We start from the raw sequence: 22,663 nt of genomic DNA, 5'->3' as shown, positions 1-22,663 counted from the left end.
TTGTCCTTATCGTTAACTAATCTAAGGTCGTGAGTGCCTTGCGTTACTCACTAAAATGTTTAAAAAATTTGGAGTTTGGATCTAAGATAAAGAGATCGTTTTTATCTTCAAAGGCTTTTTTATACGCCTCTAAACTACGATAAAACTCATAGAAATCTCGATCTTGACCATAAGCATTCGCATAAATTTCCGCCGCTTTTGCGTCCCCTTCACCTCGGATGACCTCGGCTTTTTCATACGCTTCTGCAAGCATTACCGTACGGTTACGATCCGCTTGAGCCGCTTGTTGAATGTATGCTGCTTCCCCTTTTGAGCGAAGTTCGGTGGCCACTTTTTCACGGTCACGGCGCATACGGGTGAAGACACTCTCAGTAACATCATCTGGTAATTCAACGCCGTTGATTCGCACATCGACGATCTCAACGCCATATTTACCCGCTTCAATAATGAGGGCGGCTTGAATATTATCTTCAATTTCACGACGAACGGTATTGTTAAGATTAACCTTTTGCCCAGCAATTTCAGCAATCTCAACTTCTTTACTCTTAATCACTACTTCCACATCGGATTTGTTGATATCGCGAAGTAGAGACTCATCGGCCGCTAATACATCTTCAGGATTATCAAATACGAGACGCTTATCGCTCTCTTCGTGACGAATTTTCGCTTCCACAGTCCCGCCGACAACGGTTTGAACATCACGCTTACCAAAAGCTGCACGGAAGTTGTTTTTTACAATCGGCTCTAAACGCTGATTGAAGATGATGGGATTGCCCTGCACACTCGTATAGTAGGTGCGCGCATCTTTGACCTTCCATTTAACAAAGGTATCAACGATGAGGTTTTTCTTTTCTGAGGTTAAAAACGGCTCAGGTTTCGTTTCAAGCGTGTGGATACGACCATCAAATTTACGCACGTTTTGAATGAAGGGCACTTTCATGTGAAGCCCGGGCTCTGTGTGCTCTTTAACGATTCGACCAAACTGGAATTGAAGCCCTTTTTCCCACTCTTTAAGCGTGAAAAATGAGTCGCTCAATAAAAATCCGCCCACCAAAACAATCGGTAAGGCAAGCTTTGTTAACATCTTATTATTCATACTGTTTCACCTCTTAATAACCGGTACGTGTACGACTGCGGATCGTTGTATTATTGTTGTACGGTGCCGCTTGTTCGTAGGTTTTCGCAGGTGCCTGCGGTGTAACGGTTGCGCCCGATCGAGTGCTATTAGATCCTTGCATTAAGGGCGATCCTGACTGACTGGGTAACGTTTCGCGCGTTAAAATTGAATCTTTATCACTGTTCTTTTTTGGCGAATCGTTACGCTCTTTCATCATTTTATCGAGCGGTAACATCATTAAATTATTGCTGTTGCCTTCGCTCATGATGATCTTATTGGTGCCTTGTAATACCTCTTCGATCGTTTCTAAATAGAGACGTTCGCGGGTAATTTCGGGCGATACTTTATAGGCCGTATAGAGTTGGTTAAAGCGTTCCGCCTCCCCTCGCGCCACCGCAATTTTACTATCACGATAGGCTTCGGCTTGCTGGATTTCTCGGCCCGCTTCCCCGCGTGCCTCTTCTTCTACTTTACTCTTATAGGCAAGCGATTGATTAATCCGACTCTGTTCATCTTCACGGGCACGAATCGCATCCGAGAAGGCATCTTGAACCGCGAGCGGTGCTTGCGCATCTTCCAAGTTGACGTTCGTGATTGTCAAACCGATGCCGTAGTTATTAATAATGCTCTGAGCGAGCTCTTTCACCTCTTGCATCAATTTTTCACGGCCGTCCGTTAAAATATCATCAAGAAGGGTCTGCCCAACGCGTTCACGGGTGGCACTGTCGACCACCTCTTTAAGGGTTGCATCGGGATTGACCGAGGCGAACCAATATTTATGCGGCTCTAAATTATCGATCTGATATTGCACTTCAACGCGCACATCGACAATGTTCTCATCTTTGGTTAACATCGCAGAGCTACGACCACCATTAGTGGCTGATCCGCCAATTTTTTGCGAATAACGACGCTGAATATCGATAATGCGATGCTCACCGAGCGGACTTGGGAAACGCCACGTTAACCCCGCATCTTTCGTTTTACTGTATTTACCTAAGAAAAGCTCAACCCCTTTTTGCCCCGCATCTACGGTATAAATTCCGGTTGAGAGCCAAAAGCCGAGCGCGACCACAAGCCCAACGCCGACATAAAGGCCAAGCCCTTTAGGAGTGCCTGCCGATGAACCGCCGCCTCCTAAACTCGATTTTACTTTTTTAAGTAATTTATCTAGCTCAGATTCCCCACCCTGATTCGGCGGACGATAGCCATTATTGCCTCGATTCTGACCTGAATCTTGCCCATCATTGGGCGCTTTCCAAGCCATTTCTAAAATTCTCTTTTTCATCAACTACCTTTACATTTCTGATTGACGTTGTGACGATCTTAATTTTTCTTGACACCATAAGATACCAATTGTTGGGAGCTTTTGCACCTAATTCTCAGCTATTTTTCAAGGGCAAAAAACTTTTTTGCACTCGGAAATTGCTTCATCAATCGCGCTAACTTATGGCGTGCTAAATAGACCTCAAGTTCCGCCATTCCTTGCTCATTAAATGCTTCACTCACAACGGCATCAAGCTCATAAAGCTCCGCGCGTAAGCGCCCTTCATCCGGTGGCAATACTATCGTTTCGCGCACATGGGATTTTTGGAAAAACTGAGCGATCGCGTCCAATAATAGATCGATCCCCAAGCCTTTTTCAGCCGAGATCCATACCTGTGTAATCGCCCCATGTTCATTTTTACCAACATGCGGCTCAATGTGGGGGTCAAGATCGATCTTATTGAAGACTTGAATGCGTGGCACCTCATCAGCGCCAATCTCTTCTAAAACCGTCGCCACTTCGTTAATTTTGAGATCGCGTTCAAGGTCAACCACATCGATCACCTCAAGCAAAAGATCCGCTTCCGTTGCCATATGAAGCGTTGAGCGGAATGCATTGACTAGATCATGGGGGAGCTTTGAGATAAAACCAACCGTATCCACTAAAATAGTTCGTCCGACATGCTCTAAATCGAGCCCGCGGTGCGTGGGATCAAGCGTCGCAAAGAGCTGATCTTTCGCATAGACTTTCGAATCGGTTAAATGGTTAAAGAGTGAGGATTTACCGGCGTTGGTGTACCCAACAAGTGCAATGGTCGGCACCTCATTACGGCGCCGAGCTTGACGACCCTGTTCACGCATTTTCTCGACGTTTTCAAGGCGTTTTTTAAGCTGCTTAATGCGAGTTCCGATCAGACGGCGATCTTGCTCAAGTTGCGTCTCACCGGGGCCCCGAAGTCCTACCGCCCCACCGCGTAACTGCGCTAGATTACTATGCTTATGCACAAGGCGAGTGGAGAGGCGTGTCAGCTGAGCGAGCTCAACTTGAAGTTTCCCCTCAAAGGTTTGAGCTCTCTGGGCAAAGATATCTAAAATGAGTCCTGTTCGATCGACGACCCGACACTCACACTTATTCTCTAAGTTTCGTGTCTGGCTTGGCGTTAAATCATGATTGACAATAATGACGTTCGCTTCGAGCCTTTCAGCGGCTTCCGCGACTTCATCGGCCTTACCACTGCCTAAAAAATATTTAAAGTCAGGCGTATCACGTCGTCCCGTAATAAATTCCAGCATTTCTACGCCTGCTGAATCGGCAAGTTCTTGGAACTCCTCAAACTCACCGGATTCGGTATCGGGCATGGTCAGTGCCACTAAAATTGCGCGGTCGCTGACCGGCGTCGGTGTCTCAAATGTACTCATTCAGGTCTGTCTAATACCCCTTTTATTTAATATTGATTAAGGTTGATTAAAATGGACGGCGTTTCATCGTCGTTAACAATGATTATTACGCTTCATCTCCATTATCATCACGGCCATCATCCATCGAAATATTGCGCGCTGGCACGATGGTTGAAACCGCATGTTTATAGATCATTTGGCTCACATTTGAGCGCAGTAAAATGACAAATTGGTCAAATGATTCGATTTGACCTTGTAATTTAATTCCATTGATTAAAAAGATCGACACAGGAACACGCTCTTTACGAAGCGCATTTAAAAAAGGTTCTTGTAAGGATTGCATTTTTGCCATGGTTTTTCTCACTTATTTTGTTTCATTATCGTTATTGTTATGCAGGCGCATCCAAGATTTATGACCCACACGCTGACATCTGTATAAGTATAATGCATAATGCCGTTAATATTCAAAATATGTTGCCCATTTATCGGGACGATAAGCGCAATAAACTCTCTTTTTCCTTCAATTTTCAGTATAATTGACCCAAATTTTAATCTAAACGCACAGAAAACATGTCGATCAAAGCTATATTTTTAGACCTCGATGGCACGAGCTTAACGCCCGCCCACACCTTTTCCGAGCCCTTGATGAAAACGCTCAAAATCCTACAAAATGAAGGGATTGAGATCATCTTTAGCACCGGCCGAAGTTATGCAAGCTCACATCGCTTTGCCCTTGAGCTCGGAGATTGCCGTTACATCATCAATTACAATGGCGCGCGGGTCTTTGATTTCCTTGATAACAGAGTTATTTCACAGCATACGCTTCCGGCTAAAACGGTCTTTGATGTGCTCGATTTTGAGAAAACTCACGCCCTTGATACCGTCTTTTATCACGATGACATCATCTATAATCGCGGCGGACAGCAACACGCCTCCTTTTATGAAAATGAGACCTATATCGACACCGATTCAATTACCAATTGGGATGCGATGACCTTTACCAAAGCACTCTTTATTGTGCCGCCGGAAAAATCGATCCTCTATCAAGATAAAGCCCATGCCCATTTTGAGCGGGTGAACATTATGACCTCAGCCTCCAACTATCTTGAAATTATGCCTGAAGGGGTGAGTAAAGCCACCGGCGTTGAGGCGGTGCTTGAGCGGATTAATGTTTCTCCTGATGAAGCGATGGCGGTGGGCGATCAGCTCAATGATCTTGCGATGCTCAATCTCGTTGGCACCTCATTTATCATGGAAAATGCAACGCCGCAGCTTAAAGAGCAATTTGATTCAAGCCGGATTATTCCAAGCAATGCCGAGGATGGCGTGCATCAAATGTTGACCCGTTATTTTGATCTCTAACGGGATCCTCGAAGCGGATCATCCTCACTCTCAATTTACCGATATTTAACGCAAAAGGACCTTCATGGATACGTTCAAACCCTTGACCTTTCGTTTTACCGCTGTTTTCTTACTACTGCTCGCGATTCCACTTATCACCTGGGCGATCGGCTGGAATTGGAGCGCTGAGCAGGCCTACACCATTTTTGATGCATTTCTCTATGGCTTAACGGAAACGGGATCGGCGCCCTACTATGCCGGTGCCTTTTCACTGTTTCTAGCGATTCTGCTCGTCCTTCTCTGCCGTGATAAAAAGCATGGTTGGATCATGATTTTCCTCAGCGTGTTTATCCTCCAAGCAGGGACGCAAGTGATTAAAACCGGCTTAAAACAGCTCTACAAAGAACCGCGCCCCTATATGAGTTATGTGGTGGAGCTGGCAAACGGCGAGCTCGATGACCTTACCGATTTTTATCAAAACAAACGCAAACATCGCGGAGAAATTATCGCCCATTTAACCGAGAACGACACCCATACGCCAAGCTATCTTAAAAACCATTGGAAGCATGAAACCGGATACTCATTTCCCTCCGGGCATACGATTTTTGCCGCGTGCTGGGTCTTTATCTTTTTAGGTTTTTTAACCCGCGAAAAACATCCATGGACGCTTGCGGTGGGCTCGATTCTGACGCTTTGGGCGGTCTTAATGCTGATCAGCCGCCTTCGCCTTGGCATGCATTCCCCCATTGACCTCCTTGTCAGTACGGTCTTTGCCTATTTAGCGAACCTACTCTTTTTCTACGCCCTTGATCGCAATGACGCGCATAAAAAACGCCTCGCACTTGTGACCTCGCCATAAGTGCACACTAAATAAAACACCACTGGTTGCCCATTCAACTGATTATCTAAAGGAGATTTTCGATGTTATTTCTACTCTCCCCGGCTAAAACACTCGATGAGACCACAACCCCGCCCTTTCGCGGCGACTCATCACCTCGTCTGCTTGAGCATTCTGCCGAGCTCGTTGAGATCTTAAAACGCTACAGCTCTGAGGATATTCAGGCGCTGATGAAGGTCTCTGAAAAGATTGCTGACCTAAATGTCGAGCGCTTTCACAATTACGAAACACCCTTCACCCACGAGAATGCCAAAGAAGCGCTATTTCTCTTTAAAGGCGATGTCTATGAAGGAATCGACGCATATACGCTCTCTGAAAAAGAGATGACTTATCTAAACGATCATCTTTTAATGCTCTCGGGATTGTATGGCGCGGTTAAACCGCTGGACCTGATTTTCCCATATCGTCTTGAGATGGGCACCCGCCTTAAAAACGATCGAGGCACCAATCTCTATCAGTTTTGGGGCAATCAGGTCACTAATCGACTCAATGAGGCGATCGAGGAACAGGGCCACAAAGCGGTGATCAATCTCGCATCGAATGAATATTTTAAAGCGGTTCAGCCAAGGGCACTAAACGCGCCGGTAATTACGCCGGTGTTCCAAGATTTCAGTAAAGGCACTTTTAAAGTGATTAGCTTCTACGCGAAAAAAGCCCGTGGCCTTATGACGCGCTTTGCCGCTGAAACCAACGCACAAACCGTCGACGATCTTAAAGCCTTTAATACCGATGGGTATCAATTTATCGAAATGAATGGCAAAAATGAGATGCTTTTTCAGCGTAAACTCGGCGCATAATCGATCGTCAACCGCCCGCCTTTAAGCGCTTAGATGATCCCGAGGGAGTGGACAGATCAGTCTCACTCCCTTCTTTTTTAAAGAATATGCTAAAATCAGTGCACAGAAAATTTAGGAGTTAACATGAAATCAGCGGATAACTTACTCTGGATCGACCTTGAAATGACCGGTCTAGACGAAACCACGCACCATATTATTGAGATCGCATCGATCATTACCGACAAGCAACTCAACATTATCGCCAAAGGGCCGAACATCGCCATTCATCAGCCAAGCGACATTTTAGGTTTGATGGACGAGTGGTGCACTACAACTCACGGCGAATCTGGCCTGACTAAACGCGTCGAAGAGAGTACGATCTCCGTTAAAGAAGCGGAAGCGAAAACTCTTGAATTTGTGCGCCAATATATCCCTGATGGAAAAACGCCTCTGTGTGGTAACAGCATCGGCACCGATCGCCGTTTTATTAAGAAATATATGCCGCATCTCGATCAATTTTGCCACTATCGCAATATCGATGTGAGCACCATCAAGGAGCTCGTGAAACGCTGGTATCCCGAGCATCCGGGCTATGAGAAAAAAGGCGTGCATTTAGCGCTTGATGATATTGAAGAATCGATTGGCGAACTCAAGCATTATCGCGATCATTATTTTGTGAAAGAAGCGTAATTCGCGGAGATCTAGCGACCATGACTCAGCCAAAAATCACCATTAAAACGCCCGCTCAATTTATCGCCTCCGGCTTTGGTTCAGGGTGTGCGCCTGTTGCGCCCGGCACCTTTGGAACACTCGCGGCACTCCCGTTTTGGGTGGGATTAACATTTCTCCCTTTATGGGCCTATCTTCTTGTGATTGTGGTGGCTTCCCTCTTTGGATTTTACATCTGCCAAAAAGCGAGTGATGAGCTTGGCGTACACGATCACGGGGGCATTGTCTGGGATGAATTTGTCGGGCTTTGGATCACCATGATCGCGATTCCCTTTAGCCTGACTAATATGGTGATCGGGTTTATTCTCTTTCGCATTTTCGACATCATAAAGCCGTGGCCGATTCGCGTTGCAGACCAAAAGATTGGCGGCGGCGTTGGCATTATGATCGACGATATGATCGCGGGCAGCATTGCTTGCGGCGTATTTCACCTCATTCGCCTCTATGTGCCAATTCCTGGGCTTCTGTAAATCGGTCGTTTTTAAGATTTTGGAGGTCATTTTTCGTTATGCAGATCAATAAAAACAATCGCAATAACCGTCTACTCAAAGAGCTCGTGCAACACCTTTACGGGCTCTTTTCAAAACAGCAAAAACGGGGCAAGCGCTACGTCAAACAGAGTTCAAAAAAGATCATCACCGATCTTAAAAAAGGTAAGAAACCGACGCTCTACGCGATCCTTCCCATTGCGCTCATCTCGATCGGGCTCTTGGTCTTTTCCTATTACCAAGACCCCTATGTGGTCGATAATACTATCCCGAAAAAGACGACGCTCACCGCGTGTAAAATCCACTCCATTAGCGATGGGGATACGGTGACCGCGCACTGCTTTTACGATGAGAAAAATACCCGTTTAAAGATCAGAGTTTGGGGCATTGATGCGCCAGAGACCGAGCAAAAACCGTGGGGCGAGCATTCAACCGCTTATCTTAAATCCCTCATTACCAATAAAAAGGATGTGAGCGTTGAGATCCTTGATATCGATCGGTATCAGCGTTATGTGGCGAAAATCTACCAAGGCGAGCCCATCGAGGAAAACGATCTCGGACTAAAAATGGTCGAAGCAGGGCAAGCAGTTGTTTATCATCAGTATAATAATGATAAACTATACTTCGCCACTGAAAAAACCGCACAACATGAAAAAATTGGCATCTGGTCCAAGCCTGGTGATCAGCAAAATCCCGCCGAGTGGCGCAAACTAAATCGGAGATAATAGTAGGTTACGCATGCAAGAATTGAAGAGCACAGAGACGACACCATCCATGCAATCATCAGGAATTCCGCTTCGCCAGAAAGAGGAAGTGCCCCTTGAGAAAAAATTATCGATGCCTAAGTTAGCGCTCAATAAACCGGCATTTAATCTGCCTAAATGGCCTAAAAAAGCAACGACCGATTCACAAGATGCTACTGAGAAACGTGCGGTGAAAAGTCATTACGATAATGGGGATTCAAGCACGATCTTGGGCGATCATGAAACGCTTGAGTCGATCGTTCGCGTTCATTATTGGATTTTTTTGGTGCCGCTTTTATGGCTTCTGTTAGGGCTCTATCTCTGGCTCGGGGCGCTCGCCAAAGGCCCATTCAACTTAATGTTTGTGCTCGATATTTTTGAGCTCCCTGCCCGTTCAAAAACGCTGATGGCTAATGATCTCTATTCTCAAATGGCGCTCGGTTTTGCCACTCTTCAAGATAAGATGCCCGAAGGAATCACCCATCTTTTAAGCACCACCTATCTCCATCCGCGTAAATGGCTGAGCTACGGGGTATTGATCTACGCAGCGTATCGCCTGATTCGCGCGGCAATCTACTTTATTACCACCGAAATTCTTCTTACCAATCGTCGCCTTGTGATTAAAAGTGGGCTGATTAAACCGGAGATTATCGACATTGCGCCGAAACAGATCAGCTTTTTCCAAATTAAAATGGGCATCGTGAGCCGTTTTTTAAATGTTGGGCGCTTAATTATTCAGACAAACGGCGGTTATATTTGCGAGCTTCCAGCCATTCCGCGCCTTAAAACGCTGCGCAAATCACTGCTTGATCTTGGTGACCCACAGGATAATGCCTCATGATTACCGTTCATTCAGATTCAATTACCCTCTCCGGAGACTGGATTTTGCCCAAAATGGATACGGCAAAATCAGCGATGGATGCACTTAAATTTAATGCGCTTTCCGAGAATTTCACCCTCGATGCCAGCCATATCGAATCGATCGATACCAATGGTTGCTACCTTATCTCGAAGCTCCTTTACACGGCTTCAGAGGCGGGAAAAAAAGGCACGCTTACCGGGCTTAAAAAAGAGGATCTCGATCTTTTTAACTTTATCGATACCAAGCTCAATTTTGATCTGCCGCCTGCGAAAACTCCGGCGCTGCTCAATTATCTCAGTCAGCTTGGGAAATATGGAATCAACCTCACCATCGATGCTATGGGGTTTCTCGCTTTTACTGGTGAGGCCTCGCTTGAACTCTTTAAAAATCTTCTGCGTCCGTGGCGCATTCGTTGGCGTACCTTTTGGGCCAATATCCAAACCGCGGGGGTCAATGCCCTTGCCATTGTGGGACTGCTTAACTTTCTCGTGGGGTTTGTGATCACCTATCAAGGCGGAACACTACTGCGAATGTTTGGCGTCAATATTTTTGCGGTCGATCTGATTACCATCTCGACATTGCGTATTTTAGCGCCGATGCTCACGGCAATTATTATTGCCGGGCGAACGGGATCGGCCTTTGCCGCGCAAATTGGGACGATGAAGGTCAATGAAGAGGTGGATGCGCTCGAAACGATTGGGATTAATCCGATCGATCAGCTCGTGATTCCAAAACTCCTTGCGATGCTGGTGGCGATGCCGTTTTTAACCATTTTTGCCGATATCTTAGGGATTTTAGGCGGGATGGTGCTCTCTTATACCTTCCTCGATATCAGTTTTGCGGAGTTTTTAGAGCGTATTCCGCAAACCGTCACCATCAATAGCTTTTTGGTCGGGCTTGCACAAACGCCAGTATTTGCCATTATCATCACCTTTGTGGGCTGTTATCAAGGCTTCCAAGTGCAAGGCGGCGCTGACAGTGTCGGACGTCAAACCACCACCGCCGTGGTACAATCGATCTTTTTAGTGATTATTTTCGAGGCGATCTTTTCGATCACCACGCGCAACATCGGACTGTAAGGAGCAACAGGAACAATAATGGATCCATTAAAACACTATGCCCCCAAAGATCGAAAGATCGTGATTCGCCTTGAGCATATCTATAACCGTTTTGGCACGCACTCCATTCATGAAGATTTGAGTATGGAGGTGCACGAGGGTGAAATGATCGGCCTTGTCGGTGGTTCAGGCTCGGGAAAAACCACGCTGGTTCGCTCGATTATTATGCTATTGCGCCCGGCTTCCGGCCAGGTCTATCTGATGGATCGCCCGGTGTGGGGAATCTCAAGTGGCGAGCAACTAAAACTTAAAAAAATATTTGGCATGCTCTTTCAAAGTGGTGCGCTCTTTAGCTCGCTCACAGTGCTTGAAAACATTATGATTCCGCTTAAAGAGCACTATTCCCTCTCTGAGTCGAGCATGAAAGAGATTGCGATGCTCAAAATCAAACTCGCGGGCCTTCCCGATCATGCGGCAACGCGCCTTCCCAAAGAACTCTCAGGCGGGATGGTAAAACGGGCAAGTTTAGCGCGCGCACTCGCCCTTGAGCCCAAAATGCTCTTTTTAGATGAGCCAACTGCCGGGCTTGACCCGATTTCTGCCGGGGCATTTGATGAGCTCATGTGCCAGTTAAAAGCCTCGCTTAATTTAACGATTGTGATGGTCACCCACGATTTAGATTCGCTCTGGGCCACCACCGATCGCATCGCGTTTTTAGGTGAGAAAAAGCTCCTCGCCTTTGAGCCGATGGAGATTTTAGTCAATAATCCTCACCCATTAATTCAAGATTATTTTCAAGGCTCGCGCGGCCGTGCGACAAAGGATGCATATGGAAAATAAATTTAGTTACACCTTAGTTGGTGCCTTTATTGTAGGGTTTTCCCTGCTGTTTATGGCCCTTTCTGTCTGGCTTACGGTCGGGACGGAAAAGGTTAGTTACGTGCAATATCGTGTGGTTACTCAGGAATCGGTTGCCGGACTTTCCGTCAATAGCAACATCGATTATCAAGGAGTGCAAGTTGGTAAAGTTGCAAATATTTCGCTCAATCAAGACGACCCGCGCTTTGTGACGATTCTGCTTAATATCAATTCAGGAACGCCCATTAAAGAGGACACCAAAGCGGTGCTGATTGCTAAGGGAATTACCGGGCTTGTAGGCGTCAGTCTCACTGATGGTACGCCGGATTCGAAGCTGCTTCTTCCTACCGATCATGAGCCGGTGCCGCGCATTCAAAATGGGCCCTCGCTCTCAAAACGGCTCGATGAAGCGATCAACAATATCACCACCTCCGTTGCCGGGCTTTCCGATCAATTTGATGGTCTTTTAAACGATGAAAATATCGCGAGCATCAACGTCACCATTAAAAATATTGAAGCGATTACCACCGCGCTCAATCAGAGTGCGCCAAAAGTAGAAAAACTGATTGATGATACCTCGGTATTGGTGGCAACAGGCAATGATATCGCCGTTGGTGCAAAACCGCGCATTAATAAACTGCTCGAAGAGCTCAAAACAACGCCCGAAGAGATTAATGCTCTTTTAAGAGAGTGGCGTACCGTTGCGAACAATACCGATGGCACCATCAGCCAACTTGGGCCGGAACTCTCGCAAATGCTCTTCACCATTTCAACCCTGCTTGAGGAACTTCGCCATCAGCCAAGCTCGCTCATTATGGGGAAACCGCAAAACAAAAAAGGCCCGGGTGAATAAGGAGATATTCGATGAAAACACTCTATAAATTATGCTTAACTGCCGCTGCGTCGCTTCTGCTCATTGCCTGTCAATCGGGTCCTGCGCCGCAACATTATCTCATTACGCCAGATGATCAGGCTATTACCGCCTCGCACGCAAAACCAAAGCCTGCGCTTCGCGTTGAACCGGTGAAATCTTCAGCGATCTTAAATACCACACAGATGGAATATAAACGCCACGACAATCAGGTGGAGTTTTACACCCAAAGTCAATGGAGCATTCCTGTGCCGCGCATGATTCAAGATCTTATGGTGGAGAGCCTCGTCAAATCAGGCCGTTTTAGCGATGTAATCAGCGCACCGAGCGACTTAAGTACCCCGCTTCGCCTTGATCTTCATCTCTATACGCTCGAGCAAGATTTTACCAAGTCCCCCTATAAAGCAGTTGCGCGCATGCATGTTCGCCTTGTCGATACCCATAACCAACGCATCATTCGCTCAAAAATGTTCTTCGATGAAGAGACCATTTTGGACTATAACGCGAAAGCCGGCGTGGAGGCGTACAATCGTCTCTTTAGCCGCATGATTCCTAAAGTGATCGACGAGATTGCGCGCTAATCGGTCGAGCCGATCGAACCGATCTCAATATAAAAGTGATATATCACGGATGATTAATTATAAAATTGCTCTCGAACGGATCGCATCCCCCCGTTTCGAGGATTTTTATGCCTTAAAAAAAACCAATAATAGCGCCCCGATTGGCTGGATTCACCGCGATCATGCGGAGATTATTGCGCCGTTTCATCAGGTTTTCACCATCGATCAAAGTTCAGATACCATAACGCTTGCCGAACCATTTTTATCTCGCTCGTCCGAATCACGAAGTGCCGAGATCGCCGAGATCAGTGCAATGCTTTATGAGGCAGGCCATCTCAATGAATGGCGAGGGGAGCTCTATGGCGTATATGAAACCTCGCTCCGTGAGAATGATCTTCTCTTTGTGATCGAGCGGAGCGCGGCCCCCTTTTTTGGTGTGCGTACCTATGGCGCTCATATTAATGGATTTACCACGTTTGAGAATGAGGAAAATCCGCTTCGTTGCTGGATTGGACAACGCTCCACTAAAAAACGCATTGCCCCGCTTAAGTTTGATCAGATCGCCGCAGGGGGGCTTACCTATGGAGAATCCGTCGATGAGAGTGCTGAACGTGAAGCGATGGAAGAGGCGAGCATTCCCCATCACTTAGCCGTAACCATGCGCTATCAAGGCCTGCTCCACAATATGGAAGAAGTCGATCGGACTATTCGCCAAGAGACCCTCTTTTGTTACGATTTAAAGCTGCCGCAAGATTTTATCCCTAAAGTGAATGACGAAGAGATGCTCCAGTTTAAGTGTCTCCCGCTAGATTCGATTGCAACGCTCATTGAAGAGCATCAATTTAAAGATAATAGCGCGCTTGTAATGCTTCAGTTTATGTTGCGGCACGGCTCGATTCCAAAGACTCACCCGCACTTTGAGCTCTTAACCAAAAGACTGATGAGCGACGCCTGATTTTTCTGGTTTTCATTTGTCACTCATTGATTAAAACCAAAAACCGATCGACATAAAAAAGCCCGTTATGACACGGGCTTTAATTTTTTAACTACTTTAGTGATCGTTAACAGCGATTACTTTGCGGGAACATTAAAAGGGTTACCCTCACTCCACTCATCGACAAAGCCATCACTTGCAATGGTTTGCACGCGGAAGAAATAATCGCCCGGCTTCATCGCGCTCATCGGCATTTCCGCAGCGGCGGTAGTTTCATCAAAGAAGATATGATTAAAGTTCGCATCGGTGGAGACTTGAATGCGGTACTGCGAACCCTCTTCAAGCGCCGGCCAAGTTAAACGAATATCGCTCACCACTACATCCATCGCGCTCAGCGCAGGTTTTTCAAGCAGTACGCGGAAACTTTGTGGCTCAGTAAATGGCCCACGTTGCTCAAATTGATCAAGTGCCGCGACGCGCCAATAATAGACCCCCGCACGAAGCCCCTCTTTTAGATTATATTCAACGCCCGGCAAAATCGGCTCGTTGACAATCGGTAGACGGAAGCTCTCATCGTCTGAAATTTGGAGATAGTAGCCACTGGTTAACGCCTCATCTTTCGCATCCCATTTAAAGACAAGCTCACGAAGGAGCTGTTTTTGTTCATGGGTCGGCGCACCTAACACCGGTGCGTAAGGACGAGCATTCACAATAATATCGTGTTGCGCAGGTATCCCCATTACGCCCAATTCATCAATGGCGCTGACAAACAGATGGTAACGTCCATCGTCAATTTGCGAGCTCTCCACCACATTTCCGCTAACGCTTTGGCTAAAAATCGGCTGTTTTGGATTCTCTCCAAAAGGCACGATCGATAGATGATATCCCGTTGCTTTTGGATTTTCAGGAAGCGTAATGCTAAAGGGCGAGGTTTCGACAATGGTCTCCATCTCAAAGATCGGCGGTGGCAAGAGTTCAACCGCTTTAATCTCGGTGGTTGTGGCATCGAGCACCACCGCTTCACCACGTTTAAGTAAGATGGTTTGGCTATCGGTATTGCGATCCGCTTGCACTTTTCCTTCCAACACCTCGGTAATTGCCGCATCTTCAGCGCCAACGCTCACCCGGAAAGTCGTTCCGCGCACCGAGCTTACGCTCACATCGGTCGAAACGCGATAGTTGGTGTTTGAAATTGGGCTCGAAGGAATCGAACTTTCAACGCGCCCTTTATGCAGTTTAATCTCAATATCACTCAGTGACCCATCGCCAAGCGCATCAAATTGACGCAGTTCAAGCTCACTATTACTTTGCAGCAGAAGTTGCGAGCCATCATTAAATTCAATGGTGGCTAAGCCCTGGTCATGCGTGGTGATCGTCGTTCCCGGCAATAAAACAACGCGATCACTCGCCATGGTTGTACGATCAAGCTCAATCTCTTGATTATCGCGTTTAAGCTCCACCTCACCTTTAATCGCCGTCAGTGTCGCGCTCGCCTCACGCTTTTTAAGCCACGCTTTCGGAATACGAATAACGGTGCCAAGCTCGATATAATCACTATTGGGCAGGCCATTTAATTTCTCGAGTTGCACCCAATGTTTAATATCGGTTAAGTGGCGCTCGGTAATATTCCATAAACTATCGCCCTCCACCGTTTTGTAAAGAAAATATTCTTCTGATTCATCGGCCTGTGCCATGGCCGCCATAAGGCTCAGAATAAGGCCCGATATAAGCGCCACAAAGCCCATAAGAGGCTGGCGCTTGATTGAAATATACTGATTCACCGTGAACGATCCTTCATTAATAATACATCGATAAATAATGGGCAAATTATAACAAATATTGCCCAATCATTAAGAAATATCGACAATCATCTGAGGAAAAGACCGCTTATTTGATTTTTATTAAGAAGCGTATGGGAGTGAAAACAACTCTCTATTATTCTATATTAATCTCTAATAACCCCAATATTCGATCAGAGCAACGAGGAGGAGAGATAGATCGCTTTTTCAAAGAAAATCCGCGCTTTCGAACGGCTCTTTTTCCACTCAAGCGGATCGATTTTTGTCGCGTGTGTGAGATCTTCAAAAAAGTCGTCCGCCATACGTTTTGCAAAGGCTTCATCATAGACGACCGCGTTTACCTCAAAGTTAAGGTCAAAACTTCGATTGTCCATATTCGCCGTCCCCACCATCGCAACTTTCCGGTCAAATACCGAAGTTTTCGCATGGATAAAGCCACGCTCATAATGATAGATCTCCACTCCCGCATCCATCAGCGTTTCAAAGAGCGAATTCGCGGCGCAGCGTACAAAGAATGAGTTAGTTTTCTTTGGAATTAACACCTTCACCTTCACATCGCTCATCGCCGCCATTTTCAGCGCCGATAAGACCATTTCAGACGGGACAAAATAGGGCGTTGTAATGAGTACCTCACGCTTGGAATTAGCGATCGCTAAAATAAGCGAATTCATAATCATCGGTTCCGGTGAATCGGGGCCACTTGCCACAATTTGAGCCGTTTCTTGGTGATGATCAAACTGCGAGCGGTCGATATGAGGGAAATATTTTTCAGAAGGAACAATGCGCTGATTGGCGCAAAAATTCCAATCCGAGAGAAAGATATATTGCAACGAATAACAGCTATAGCCCACCACTTTAACGTGGGTATCGCGGTAATAAAGATCCTCCGCGCCTTTCCCCTCGTTGATATATTCATCGCCAATATTGATCCCACCAACAAACCCAACAACGCCATCCACCACAATAATCTTACGGTGATTGCGATAATTGAGGCGATTAGCGAGCATAATAAAAATGAGTTTACGAAACGGATAGATCTCAACGCCCGCATCGCGAAGCTCTTTTGCATAGGCTTTACGAATGGCACCACTGCCAAAATCATCGTAGATAAAGCGCACTTTAACGCCCTCTTTTGCCTTACGAATCAGCACCTCTTTAATGGCGTTGCCGATCTTGTCATTCCGCACAATGTAATATTCAATATGGATGGTGGATTTCGCGTTTTCGAGCGCTTTGAGCACCTCTGGAAATTTCTCTTCCCCGTTATTTAAAAGGGTCACATCATTATATTGACTGAGCCAATGAATCCGATCTGAAGCAATATAACGCGCGAGATTCTCATACTGCTGAATTGCGGGGTTATCGAGCTCAAGCGCCTCATGTTTTAGGGTTTTGATATAGCGTTTTACCTCCGCTTCCGTCGCATCATCGGCCATCACTTTTTTACTGTACATATTTCGATTGCGATAATTGACTCCAATGGAGAGATATAAAATCACCCCAAGGAGCGGAATAAAGATGATCAAAAGCAGGTATCCGAGCGTTTTACTTGGACTCGTTGTCTCATAAATTACCTGCACCGCAACACCAATAATCGCGCCGGTGTATAAAATAAGCACGAGCCACGTCAAAAATGGCACTATAAAATCGGTCAATTCTTGCATAACGATAAAATCATCCTATAAATAAGCAGAGTGAGCCCTTATCATATCATGCTCTTAACGCAGATTGATGCCTGCGATTGCGCTTCCACTCGCCACGAAAAATGCTACACTATTGACTTAAACCTTTTGTTTTAAGGATGCATCATGTTACCGAGTACCGGCTTAATTTTAGGGAAGTTTTTCCCATTCCATCTTGGCCACATCAATATGATCTTAGAGGCTTCCTATCGCGTCGATTCGCTCCATTTAATCATTTGCAGTGAATCCAATCGCGATACAAAACTCTTTAACGAGAGCCTTTTTAATGCGATGCCGAAGCCTGAAGACCGCATTTCTTGGGCGGAAACGATCTTTGCCGGGCGCCCAAATATTCATGTGCATCACCTAAATGAAGATGGCATTCCACCCTACCCCAATGGCTGGGATGAGTGGACCAATCGCGTCTTTGATCTCATCAATCATCTTGGCATTACCCCGACCCATATCTACAGTAGCGAGCCACAAGATAAGACCTTTTATGAGGATCTCTTTAAGCTTCCCGTAACGCTGATGGACCCCAAACGCTACGAATTTGATATCTCCGCAACGCGTTCTCGCACAACCCCCTTTCGTTATTGGAGCTTTATTCCAAATTTAATTCGCCCATGGTTTCATAAAAAGATCGCGCTTTATGGGGAAACTGCCGAAAGTATCGCGCCGCTGCTAGCGCTTATTTATAACAGTAAATTTTATAAAGTCTGCCCAAGTACGATTCCCGATTCGATCACCATGTTTAGCTTTGTGATTATTCAATCTGAAGAGACCCTATCGAGCGTCCCCTTTCATGCGGTGATTAGCGATCAAAAAGTGCGTACCGAACGGCCGTTACTCGATCTGAGCGCCCCTCTAGAGAATGCGACCGAGCAAAATTCTCCCGCCACTGCTGAAATCAATGGCAATTCCGAAGCGCCTTTTAACCGCGCAAAACACTTTATCGAGACTACCTTTCGCTTAATTCCCCCGAAATAATCTCACAATACACTCATCATTTTAAACCCAATCCGGTGCAATAATCTGCCAATTCCCGGCCTCCCTATTGCACCCTTTTTTATTCCGCGCTATGCTAACCATACAGAGCTGTATGGTTGATATAAATCAAACGGCTAAAGAACAATAAAAAATAAAACCGTTAAATTGTGAGGAGGAGAACAATGGAATCCATTGTCATTATCGGGGGCGGTCAAGCGGCGGCATTTGCGGCGCAGACCTTGCGTAAAGAGGGTTTTGAGGGAACGCTCTCCATTATTTCTGATGAAGAAAAGATCTTTTACGAGCGCCCGCCTCTCTCAAAAAGTGTGCTCGCCGGCGAGGAATCCCCTGAGATTTTATCGTTTTTTTCACCCGAGGTGATCGACGCGCTCAACATCGATTGGCATAAACCCAAGCGCGCAGAAGCGATCGATCGTGATGCGCAAACCGTCACCTTAAATGATGGGACAACACTCCCCTATGATCGCCTCATTTTAGCCACCGGTAGCCGTCCTCGTGTGCCAAATGCCAATTGGACTGCCTTTGAAAATGTGCATACCCTTCGCACCATTGATGATTCGTTAAAACTGCAAGCGGCTTTTAAAGCCGGAAAACGCTTAGCGATTATTGGTGGCGGCTGGATTGGGCTGGAAGTGGCCGCAACGGCGAATAAACTTGGGCTTAATGTGGATCTTTTTGAGCTTGCACCGCGTCTATGTGGCCGAAGTGCACCGCCTGAGGTTTCTGAGTATCTCTACACTCTTCATACCGGAAAAGGGACCAACATTCACCTTAATTGCGGGGCGATCGATCTTGCAGAAAATGCCGATGGCACGCTGACTTTAACAACGGAATGCGATGAGGTGAATGCCGATATCGTCCTTGTTGGGGCGGGTGCTGAGATTGCTACAGAACTTGCGGAAAATGCGGGGCTTGAGATTAAAGGCGGGATTATCGTCGATGAGTTTGGCCAAACGTCTGACCCGAATATCTATGCTGCAGGCGATGTGGCGATTCACCCCGTTGTCGGCTTTTGTACGCAATCCTGGGCCAACGCACAATATCAAGCGATGATCGCCGCGAAAGCGATTATGGGGAAAAATCCGCCGGCCTATGGGGAAATTCCGTGGGTGTGGTCGGATCAATACGATCATAACATTCAGATTATGAGCCTTCCCATCGATGAGGAGTGCACGCTCATTATTCGCGACAGTGGCGAGACGCAAAAAGCCTATATTCACCTCGATAGTGAAAATCGCGTCCGCTCCATTGTAGCGATCAATGACCCAAAAGTGATCGGCATTGGACGCATGTGGTTTAAACGCAAAATGGTGCTTGATCCGGAAAAATTAGCCGACACCTCAATTGATGTAATGACCTTGCGTTAATCTTTTTGCCATATCGAGATTCCGATATAACAAGAAAAAGCCTTATTCTAAGCGTAAAACTCAATCAGAATAAGGCTTTTTTTAATGCTGCTTTAAGGCATTACTTCATAAAACGCATATCGCCTTTTTTCGCGCGCTCTTCCCAATCACCCGTTTTCGCCTCGATGCTTTGCTTCATCACTCCGCGCACTTCATCCATCAATTTACGGGCATTATCCCCAAGTAAAAACTTACGGTTGAGCGTCTCACGATTCGAGTAAAAACCGAGTTTATGGGCGCTGATATATTCATTAATCAGTTTTTCATCTTCCGGCATTCGCGGCGTTTCTAAAATGGAGTCTTTACCCATCGGCAGATCAACCACCGATCGGCCATCACTGCCCTGCCAAAACCCGGGAACCAGCGAATACTCTTCAAAGTTATTTAAGGTAAATTTACGTGCTTTATCATCCCAATGATAGGTGATTTTTTGCCCACCAAAAGGGCTCACCGGCGCATCGCCTAAACGGGCCCAATAGGTGTAGAGCGTTAAGGTTTTACCGTCCCATTTATAACTGCCAAGCTCCACCGATTCACTGTTATGATCGGCCCACGAGCCATCTAAAATATGGTAAAGCACCTGCCCGCGACGATTTTTCTCAAGCGATTTTACCTCAATTTTAAGGAGCGATTCATGATACCCCTCAGAGGCCACATCGCCCGAAATCACTTGGGCATTAAAGCGCGTCGCATCAAATTCATTAAGCGGTTTACGTTTAATATTGGTTAGATCAAGCGCGGGATCTTTCGCGACATTATCGGTCAAATCACTCGACGCTAGCGGCTCAACGCGCATCTGATAATAGTGCCCATCGAGCATAAACATCAATCCATTATCACTGCACCAAAAGAGCTCATCGAGGGTAAATCCGGCATGTTCTGCAAAAGCGATACCAAGGGGAAATGCCGGCGCAAACCCCTCATCCGTTGCCACTTCTAGATAGATATTATCGCGGGATTCGGTGCGCTCTGCGGTGAGTTTTAATGCATTGGATGGGGAGACTACGCCCTCTTTTTCAGCGAGTACATTGATCCATTTTTCTTGACCAATCAGCTCATTTTTACGGTTTTGATACGCCGTTTCGGCAATTTCATGAATGTTGGCTTGAACGTTTAGATCAAAATTGTAGTAACGATCTTTATAGAGCGCGATAGGGAAACTTTTATAGGCCTCTTTGGCAAGATAGACCTGCATCTCTTTGGAATCGGTGCGGTCTAAATAGGGCCCGACAAGAAGACGATAACGCCCGTTATGTTGATCGATACTGATGTTGTGGCAATGGCGGCGATTTTCCTGATAAAACGGCGCCGATTTAATGTCTTTTTCAAGCTGATGAAATGCATCGAGCGCTTGGAGATGGGAGATAAAATTGCCCGTTTCTAAAAACCATTGCGGGGTCTGTTTGGTCACCACTTCTACATCATAAGGAGAATATTCCGCGGAATTTGTAGCGGGATTAGTGGTGGTTGCGATATCGGCCTGCGCCATGGCAAAGGTCATGCAGGAAAGTGATGCTAGGAGCGAAAAAAGATGTTTCATAAGCCCTCCAGAAATAAGGTTACATATACCCTTCCATGCTATGTGAATAGCGGTCTCTCGGCAATTTTACCGAGGCTCTTTTTAATCAATATCAAGATTCGAGTGAAATTGTTTAAATCCCCCATAAAAAAGGCTTAGATCCCTTACCCAGAATCTAAGCCAATGCGATAAATCGCGATATATCATGGAGATATAGTGTGAGTAAATTATCCATTACTCCTGGAGATCAAAGTTCGCGCCCTATCCATTAACCAAGTCAATCAAATCAATTCATAGGGACACGTTTAGGTATGTCTAACGTCTACGGTTAGCCTTGACGATTGAGAAGATCGAGCGCCACGTCGACGATCATATCCTCTTGCCCGCCCACCATCTTACGTTTGCCAAGTTCAAGCAAAATATCGACGGTTTTAAGCCCGTAACGTTCAGCCGCCACTTCCGAATGACGGAGGAAGCTTGAATAAACGCCCGCATAACCAAGCGCGAGGGTTTCACGGTCAACACGAACGGGGCGATCTTGAAGGGGACGAACGATATCGTCAGCGGCATCCATCAAGGTATAAAGATCTGAATTGTGCTTCCAGCCAAGTTTATTGGCTACCGCAATAAAGACCTCAAGCGGCGCATTTCCTGCACCAGCGCCCATTCCCGCTAAACTTGCGTCCACACGGTTTGCACCCTCTTCAACGGCCACTACCGAGTTCGCAACCCCGAGCGATAAGTTATGATGCGCATGCACGCCGATCTCCGTTTCCGGCAATAAAATATCCCGTACCGCACGGACGCGATCGCGGACATTATCCATCGTCATCGCCCCGCCGGAATCGACCACATAAACGCACGTTGCGCCGTAGCCTTCCATCAATTTCGCTTGTTTGGCGAGATTTTCCGGCGTTGTCATATGGCTCATCATTAAAAATCCGACCGTATCCATACCAAGCTCACGGGCATAATTGATATGCTGAGCCGATACGTCCGCTTCGGTACAATGGGTTGCAACGCGCACCACACGCGCCCCTGCGTTATACGCATTTTTGAGGTCGTGCGTGGTGCCAATCCCGGGGAGGAGGAGCGTTGCAATTTTGGCGTTTTTAACTACATCGGCCGCCGCTTCAATCCACTCAAGATCCGAGTGCTTGCCAAATCCGTAGTTAAAACTCGATCCTTGTAATCCATCACCGTGAGCCACTTCGATGCTATCGACATTGGCATCATCGAGCGCTTTGGTAATGGCTTGAACATTTTCAATCGAATATTGATGACGAATCGCATGGCTGCCATCGCGAAGCGTCACATCAGAGATATAGAGTTTTTCAGGTACGCTCATGA

General features: G+C 46.5%; 22 protein-coding genes. 14 read left to right on the top strand and 8 right to left on the bottom strand.

Annotated features, from left to right (window positions below):
* Positions 1–43 precede the first annotated feature (43 nt).
* The 4 genes from hflC to hfq all read right to left on the bottom strand — a co-directional run bounded on the left by hflC (position 44) and on the right by hfq (position 4,130).
* Complete coding sequence (gene hflC / locus OXI21_RS03875) at positions 44–1,096, bottom strand: protease modulator HflC (RefSeq protein WP_279618246.1); 1,053 nt, start codon at positions 1,094–1,096, stop codon at positions 44–46.
* A 13-nt stretch (positions 1,097–1,109) separates the two neighbouring features.
* Positions 1,110–2,402: an FtsH protease activity modulator HflK gene (gene hflK / locus OXI21_RS03870; RefSeq protein ID WP_279618245.1), complete on the bottom strand. Its 1,293-nt coding sequence runs from the start codon at positions 2,400–2,402 to the stop codon at positions 1,110–1,112.
* Between the two features lie 98 nt (positions 2,403–2,500).
* Positions 2,501–3,799, bottom strand: coding sequence for a ribosome rescue GTPase HflX (gene hflX, locus OXI21_RS03865; RefSeq protein ID WP_279618244.1), 1,299 nt, complete (start codon positions 3,797–3,799; stop codon positions 2,501–2,503).
* Positions 3,800–3,884: 85 nt separating this feature from the next.
* Positions 3,885–4,130 (bottom strand): RNA chaperone Hfq, encoded by a 246-nt coding sequence (gene hfq / locus OXI21_RS03860; protein WP_279618243.1) that lies wholly within the window; start codon positions 4,128–4,130, stop codon positions 3,885–3,887.
* Positions 4,131–4,348: 218 nt separating this feature from the next.
* Between hfq and OXI21_RS03855 the strand changes: the two genes are divergently transcribed.
* From OXI21_RS03855 to OXI21_RS03800, 12 genes are all read left to right on the top strand, one after another.
* Positions 4,349–5,140, top strand: coding sequence for a Cof-type HAD-IIB family hydrolase (locus OXI21_RS03855; protein ID WP_279618242.1), 792 nt, complete (start codon positions 4,349–4,351; stop codon positions 5,138–5,140).
* A gap of 64 nt (positions 5,141–5,204) precedes the next feature.
* Positions 5,205–5,978: a phosphatase PAP2 family protein gene (locus OXI21_RS03850; protein ID WP_279618241.1), complete on the top strand. Its 774-nt coding sequence runs from the start codon at positions 5,205–5,207 to the stop codon at positions 5,976–5,978.
* Positions 5,979–6,040: 62 nt separating this feature from the next.
* Positions 6,041–6,814, top strand: coding sequence for a peroxide stress protein YaaA (gene yaaA / locus OXI21_RS03845; protein WP_279618240.1), 774 nt, complete (start codon positions 6,041–6,043; stop codon positions 6,812–6,814).
* Between the two features lie 123 nt (positions 6,815–6,937).
* Positions 6,938–7,483, top strand: coding sequence for an oligoribonuclease (orn, locus tag OXI21_RS03840; RefSeq protein ID WP_279618239.1), 546 nt, complete (start codon positions 6,938–6,940; stop codon positions 7,481–7,483).
* A gap of 20 nt (positions 7,484–7,503) precedes the next feature.
* Complete coding sequence (locus tag OXI21_RS03835) at positions 7,504–7,992, top strand: phosphatidylglycerophosphatase A (RefSeq protein ID WP_279618238.1); 489 nt, start codon at positions 7,504–7,506, stop codon at positions 7,990–7,992.
* A 38-nt stretch (positions 7,993–8,030) separates the two neighbouring features.
* Entirely contained in the window at positions 8,031–8,735 is a 705-nt protein-coding gene (locus OXI21_RS03830; RefSeq protein ID WP_279618237.1) for a thermonuclease family protein, read from the top strand.
* A 13-nt stretch (positions 8,736–8,748) separates the two neighbouring features.
* On the top strand, positions 8,749–9,594 hold the full coding sequence (locus OXI21_RS03825; protein ID WP_279618236.1) for a PH domain-containing protein: 846 nt from the start codon (positions 8,749–8,751) through the stop codon (positions 9,592–9,594).
* Positions 9,591–10,694: an ABC transporter permease gene (locus tag OXI21_RS03820; RefSeq protein ID WP_279618235.1), complete on the top strand. Its 1,104-nt coding sequence runs from the start codon at positions 9,591–9,593 to the stop codon at positions 10,692–10,694. Before OXI21_RS03825 ends, OXI21_RS03820 begins: the two co-directional genes overlap by 4 nt.
* 18 nt (positions 10,695–10,712) lie before the next feature.
* Positions 10,713–11,513, top strand: coding sequence for an ATP-binding cassette domain-containing protein (locus OXI21_RS03815; protein ID WP_279618234.1), 801 nt, complete (start codon positions 10,713–10,715; stop codon positions 11,511–11,513).
* Positions 11,503–12,384, top strand: a complete 882-nt coding sequence (locus OXI21_RS03810) for an MlaD family protein (RefSeq protein WP_279618233.1) — start codon at positions 11,503–11,505, stop codon at positions 12,382–12,384. The genes OXI21_RS03815 and OXI21_RS03810 overlap by 11 nt, the downstream gene beginning before the upstream one ends.
* An 11-nt stretch (positions 12,385–12,395) precedes the next feature.
* Entirely contained in the window at positions 12,396–12,983 is a 588-nt protein-coding gene (locus OXI21_RS03805; RefSeq protein WP_279618232.1) for an ABC-type transport auxiliary lipoprotein family protein, read from the top strand.
* Between the two features lie 49 nt (positions 12,984–13,032).
* Positions 13,033–13,917, top strand: coding sequence for a DUF4743 domain-containing protein (locus tag OXI21_RS03800; protein ID WP_279618231.1), 885 nt, complete (start codon positions 13,033–13,035; stop codon positions 13,915–13,917).
* 116 nt (positions 13,918–14,033) lie between these two features.
* Here OXI21_RS03800 and OXI21_RS03795 read toward each other — a convergent pair whose 3' ends face one another.
* Complete coding sequence (locus OXI21_RS03795; RefSeq protein ID WP_279618230.1) at positions 14,034–15,677, bottom strand: FecR domain-containing protein; 1,644 nt, start codon at positions 15,675–15,677, stop codon at positions 14,034–14,036.
* A 191-nt stretch (positions 15,678–15,868) separates the two neighbouring features.
* The gene (cls, locus tag OXI21_RS03790; protein ID WP_279618229.1) at positions 15,869–17,359 is read right to left on the bottom strand and encodes a cardiolipin synthase; all 1,491 of its coding nucleotides are present in this window, start codon (positions 17,357–17,359) and stop codon (positions 15,869–15,871) included.
* A 144-nt stretch (positions 17,360–17,503) separates the two neighbouring features.
* On the opposite strand from cls, the gene OXI21_RS03785 reads away from it, so the two are divergent.
* Together OXI21_RS03785 and OXI21_RS03780 are read left to right on the top strand one after the other, a co-directional pair.
* A complete protein-coding gene (locus OXI21_RS03785; RefSeq protein ID WP_279618228.1) occupies positions 17,504–18,367 on the top strand; it encodes an adenylyltransferase/cytidyltransferase family protein in 864 nt (287 codons plus the stop codon).
* 182 nt (positions 18,368–18,549) lie between these two features.
* Positions 18,550–19,755 (top strand): FAD-dependent oxidoreductase, encoded by a 1,206-nt coding sequence (locus tag OXI21_RS03780; protein ID WP_279618227.1) that lies wholly within the window; start codon positions 18,550–18,552, stop codon positions 19,753–19,755.
* A gap of 100 nt (positions 19,756–19,855) precedes the next feature.
* On the opposite strand, the gene OXI21_RS03775 is transcribed toward OXI21_RS03780, so the two are convergent.
* Both OXI21_RS03775 and dmpG read right to left on the bottom strand, forming a co-directional pair.
* Positions 19,856–21,334, bottom strand: a complete 1,479-nt coding sequence (locus OXI21_RS03775) for a hypothetical protein (protein WP_279618226.1) — start codon at positions 21,332–21,334, stop codon at positions 19,856–19,858.
* 307 nt (positions 21,335–21,641) lie between these two features.
* Positions 21,642–22,661 carry a 4-hydroxy-2-oxovalerate aldolase gene (gene dmpG / locus OXI21_RS03770; protein ID WP_279618225.1) on the bottom strand — a complete coding sequence of 340 codons (1,020 nt, stop codon included), beginning with the start codon at positions 22,659–22,661 and terminating at the stop codon, positions 21,642–21,644.
* Positions 22,662–22,663: the final 2 nt, after the last annotated feature.

This window comes from Ignatzschineria sp. RMDPL8A (assembly GCF_029815055.1).
In the GTDB taxonomy this organism is placed as follows: domain Bacteria; phylum Pseudomonadota; class Gammaproteobacteria; order Cardiobacteriales; family Wohlfahrtiimonadaceae; genus CALZBJ01.
Note: the sequence above shows the minus strand (reverse complement) of the source record. Positions and strands in the feature narration are given on the sequence as shown.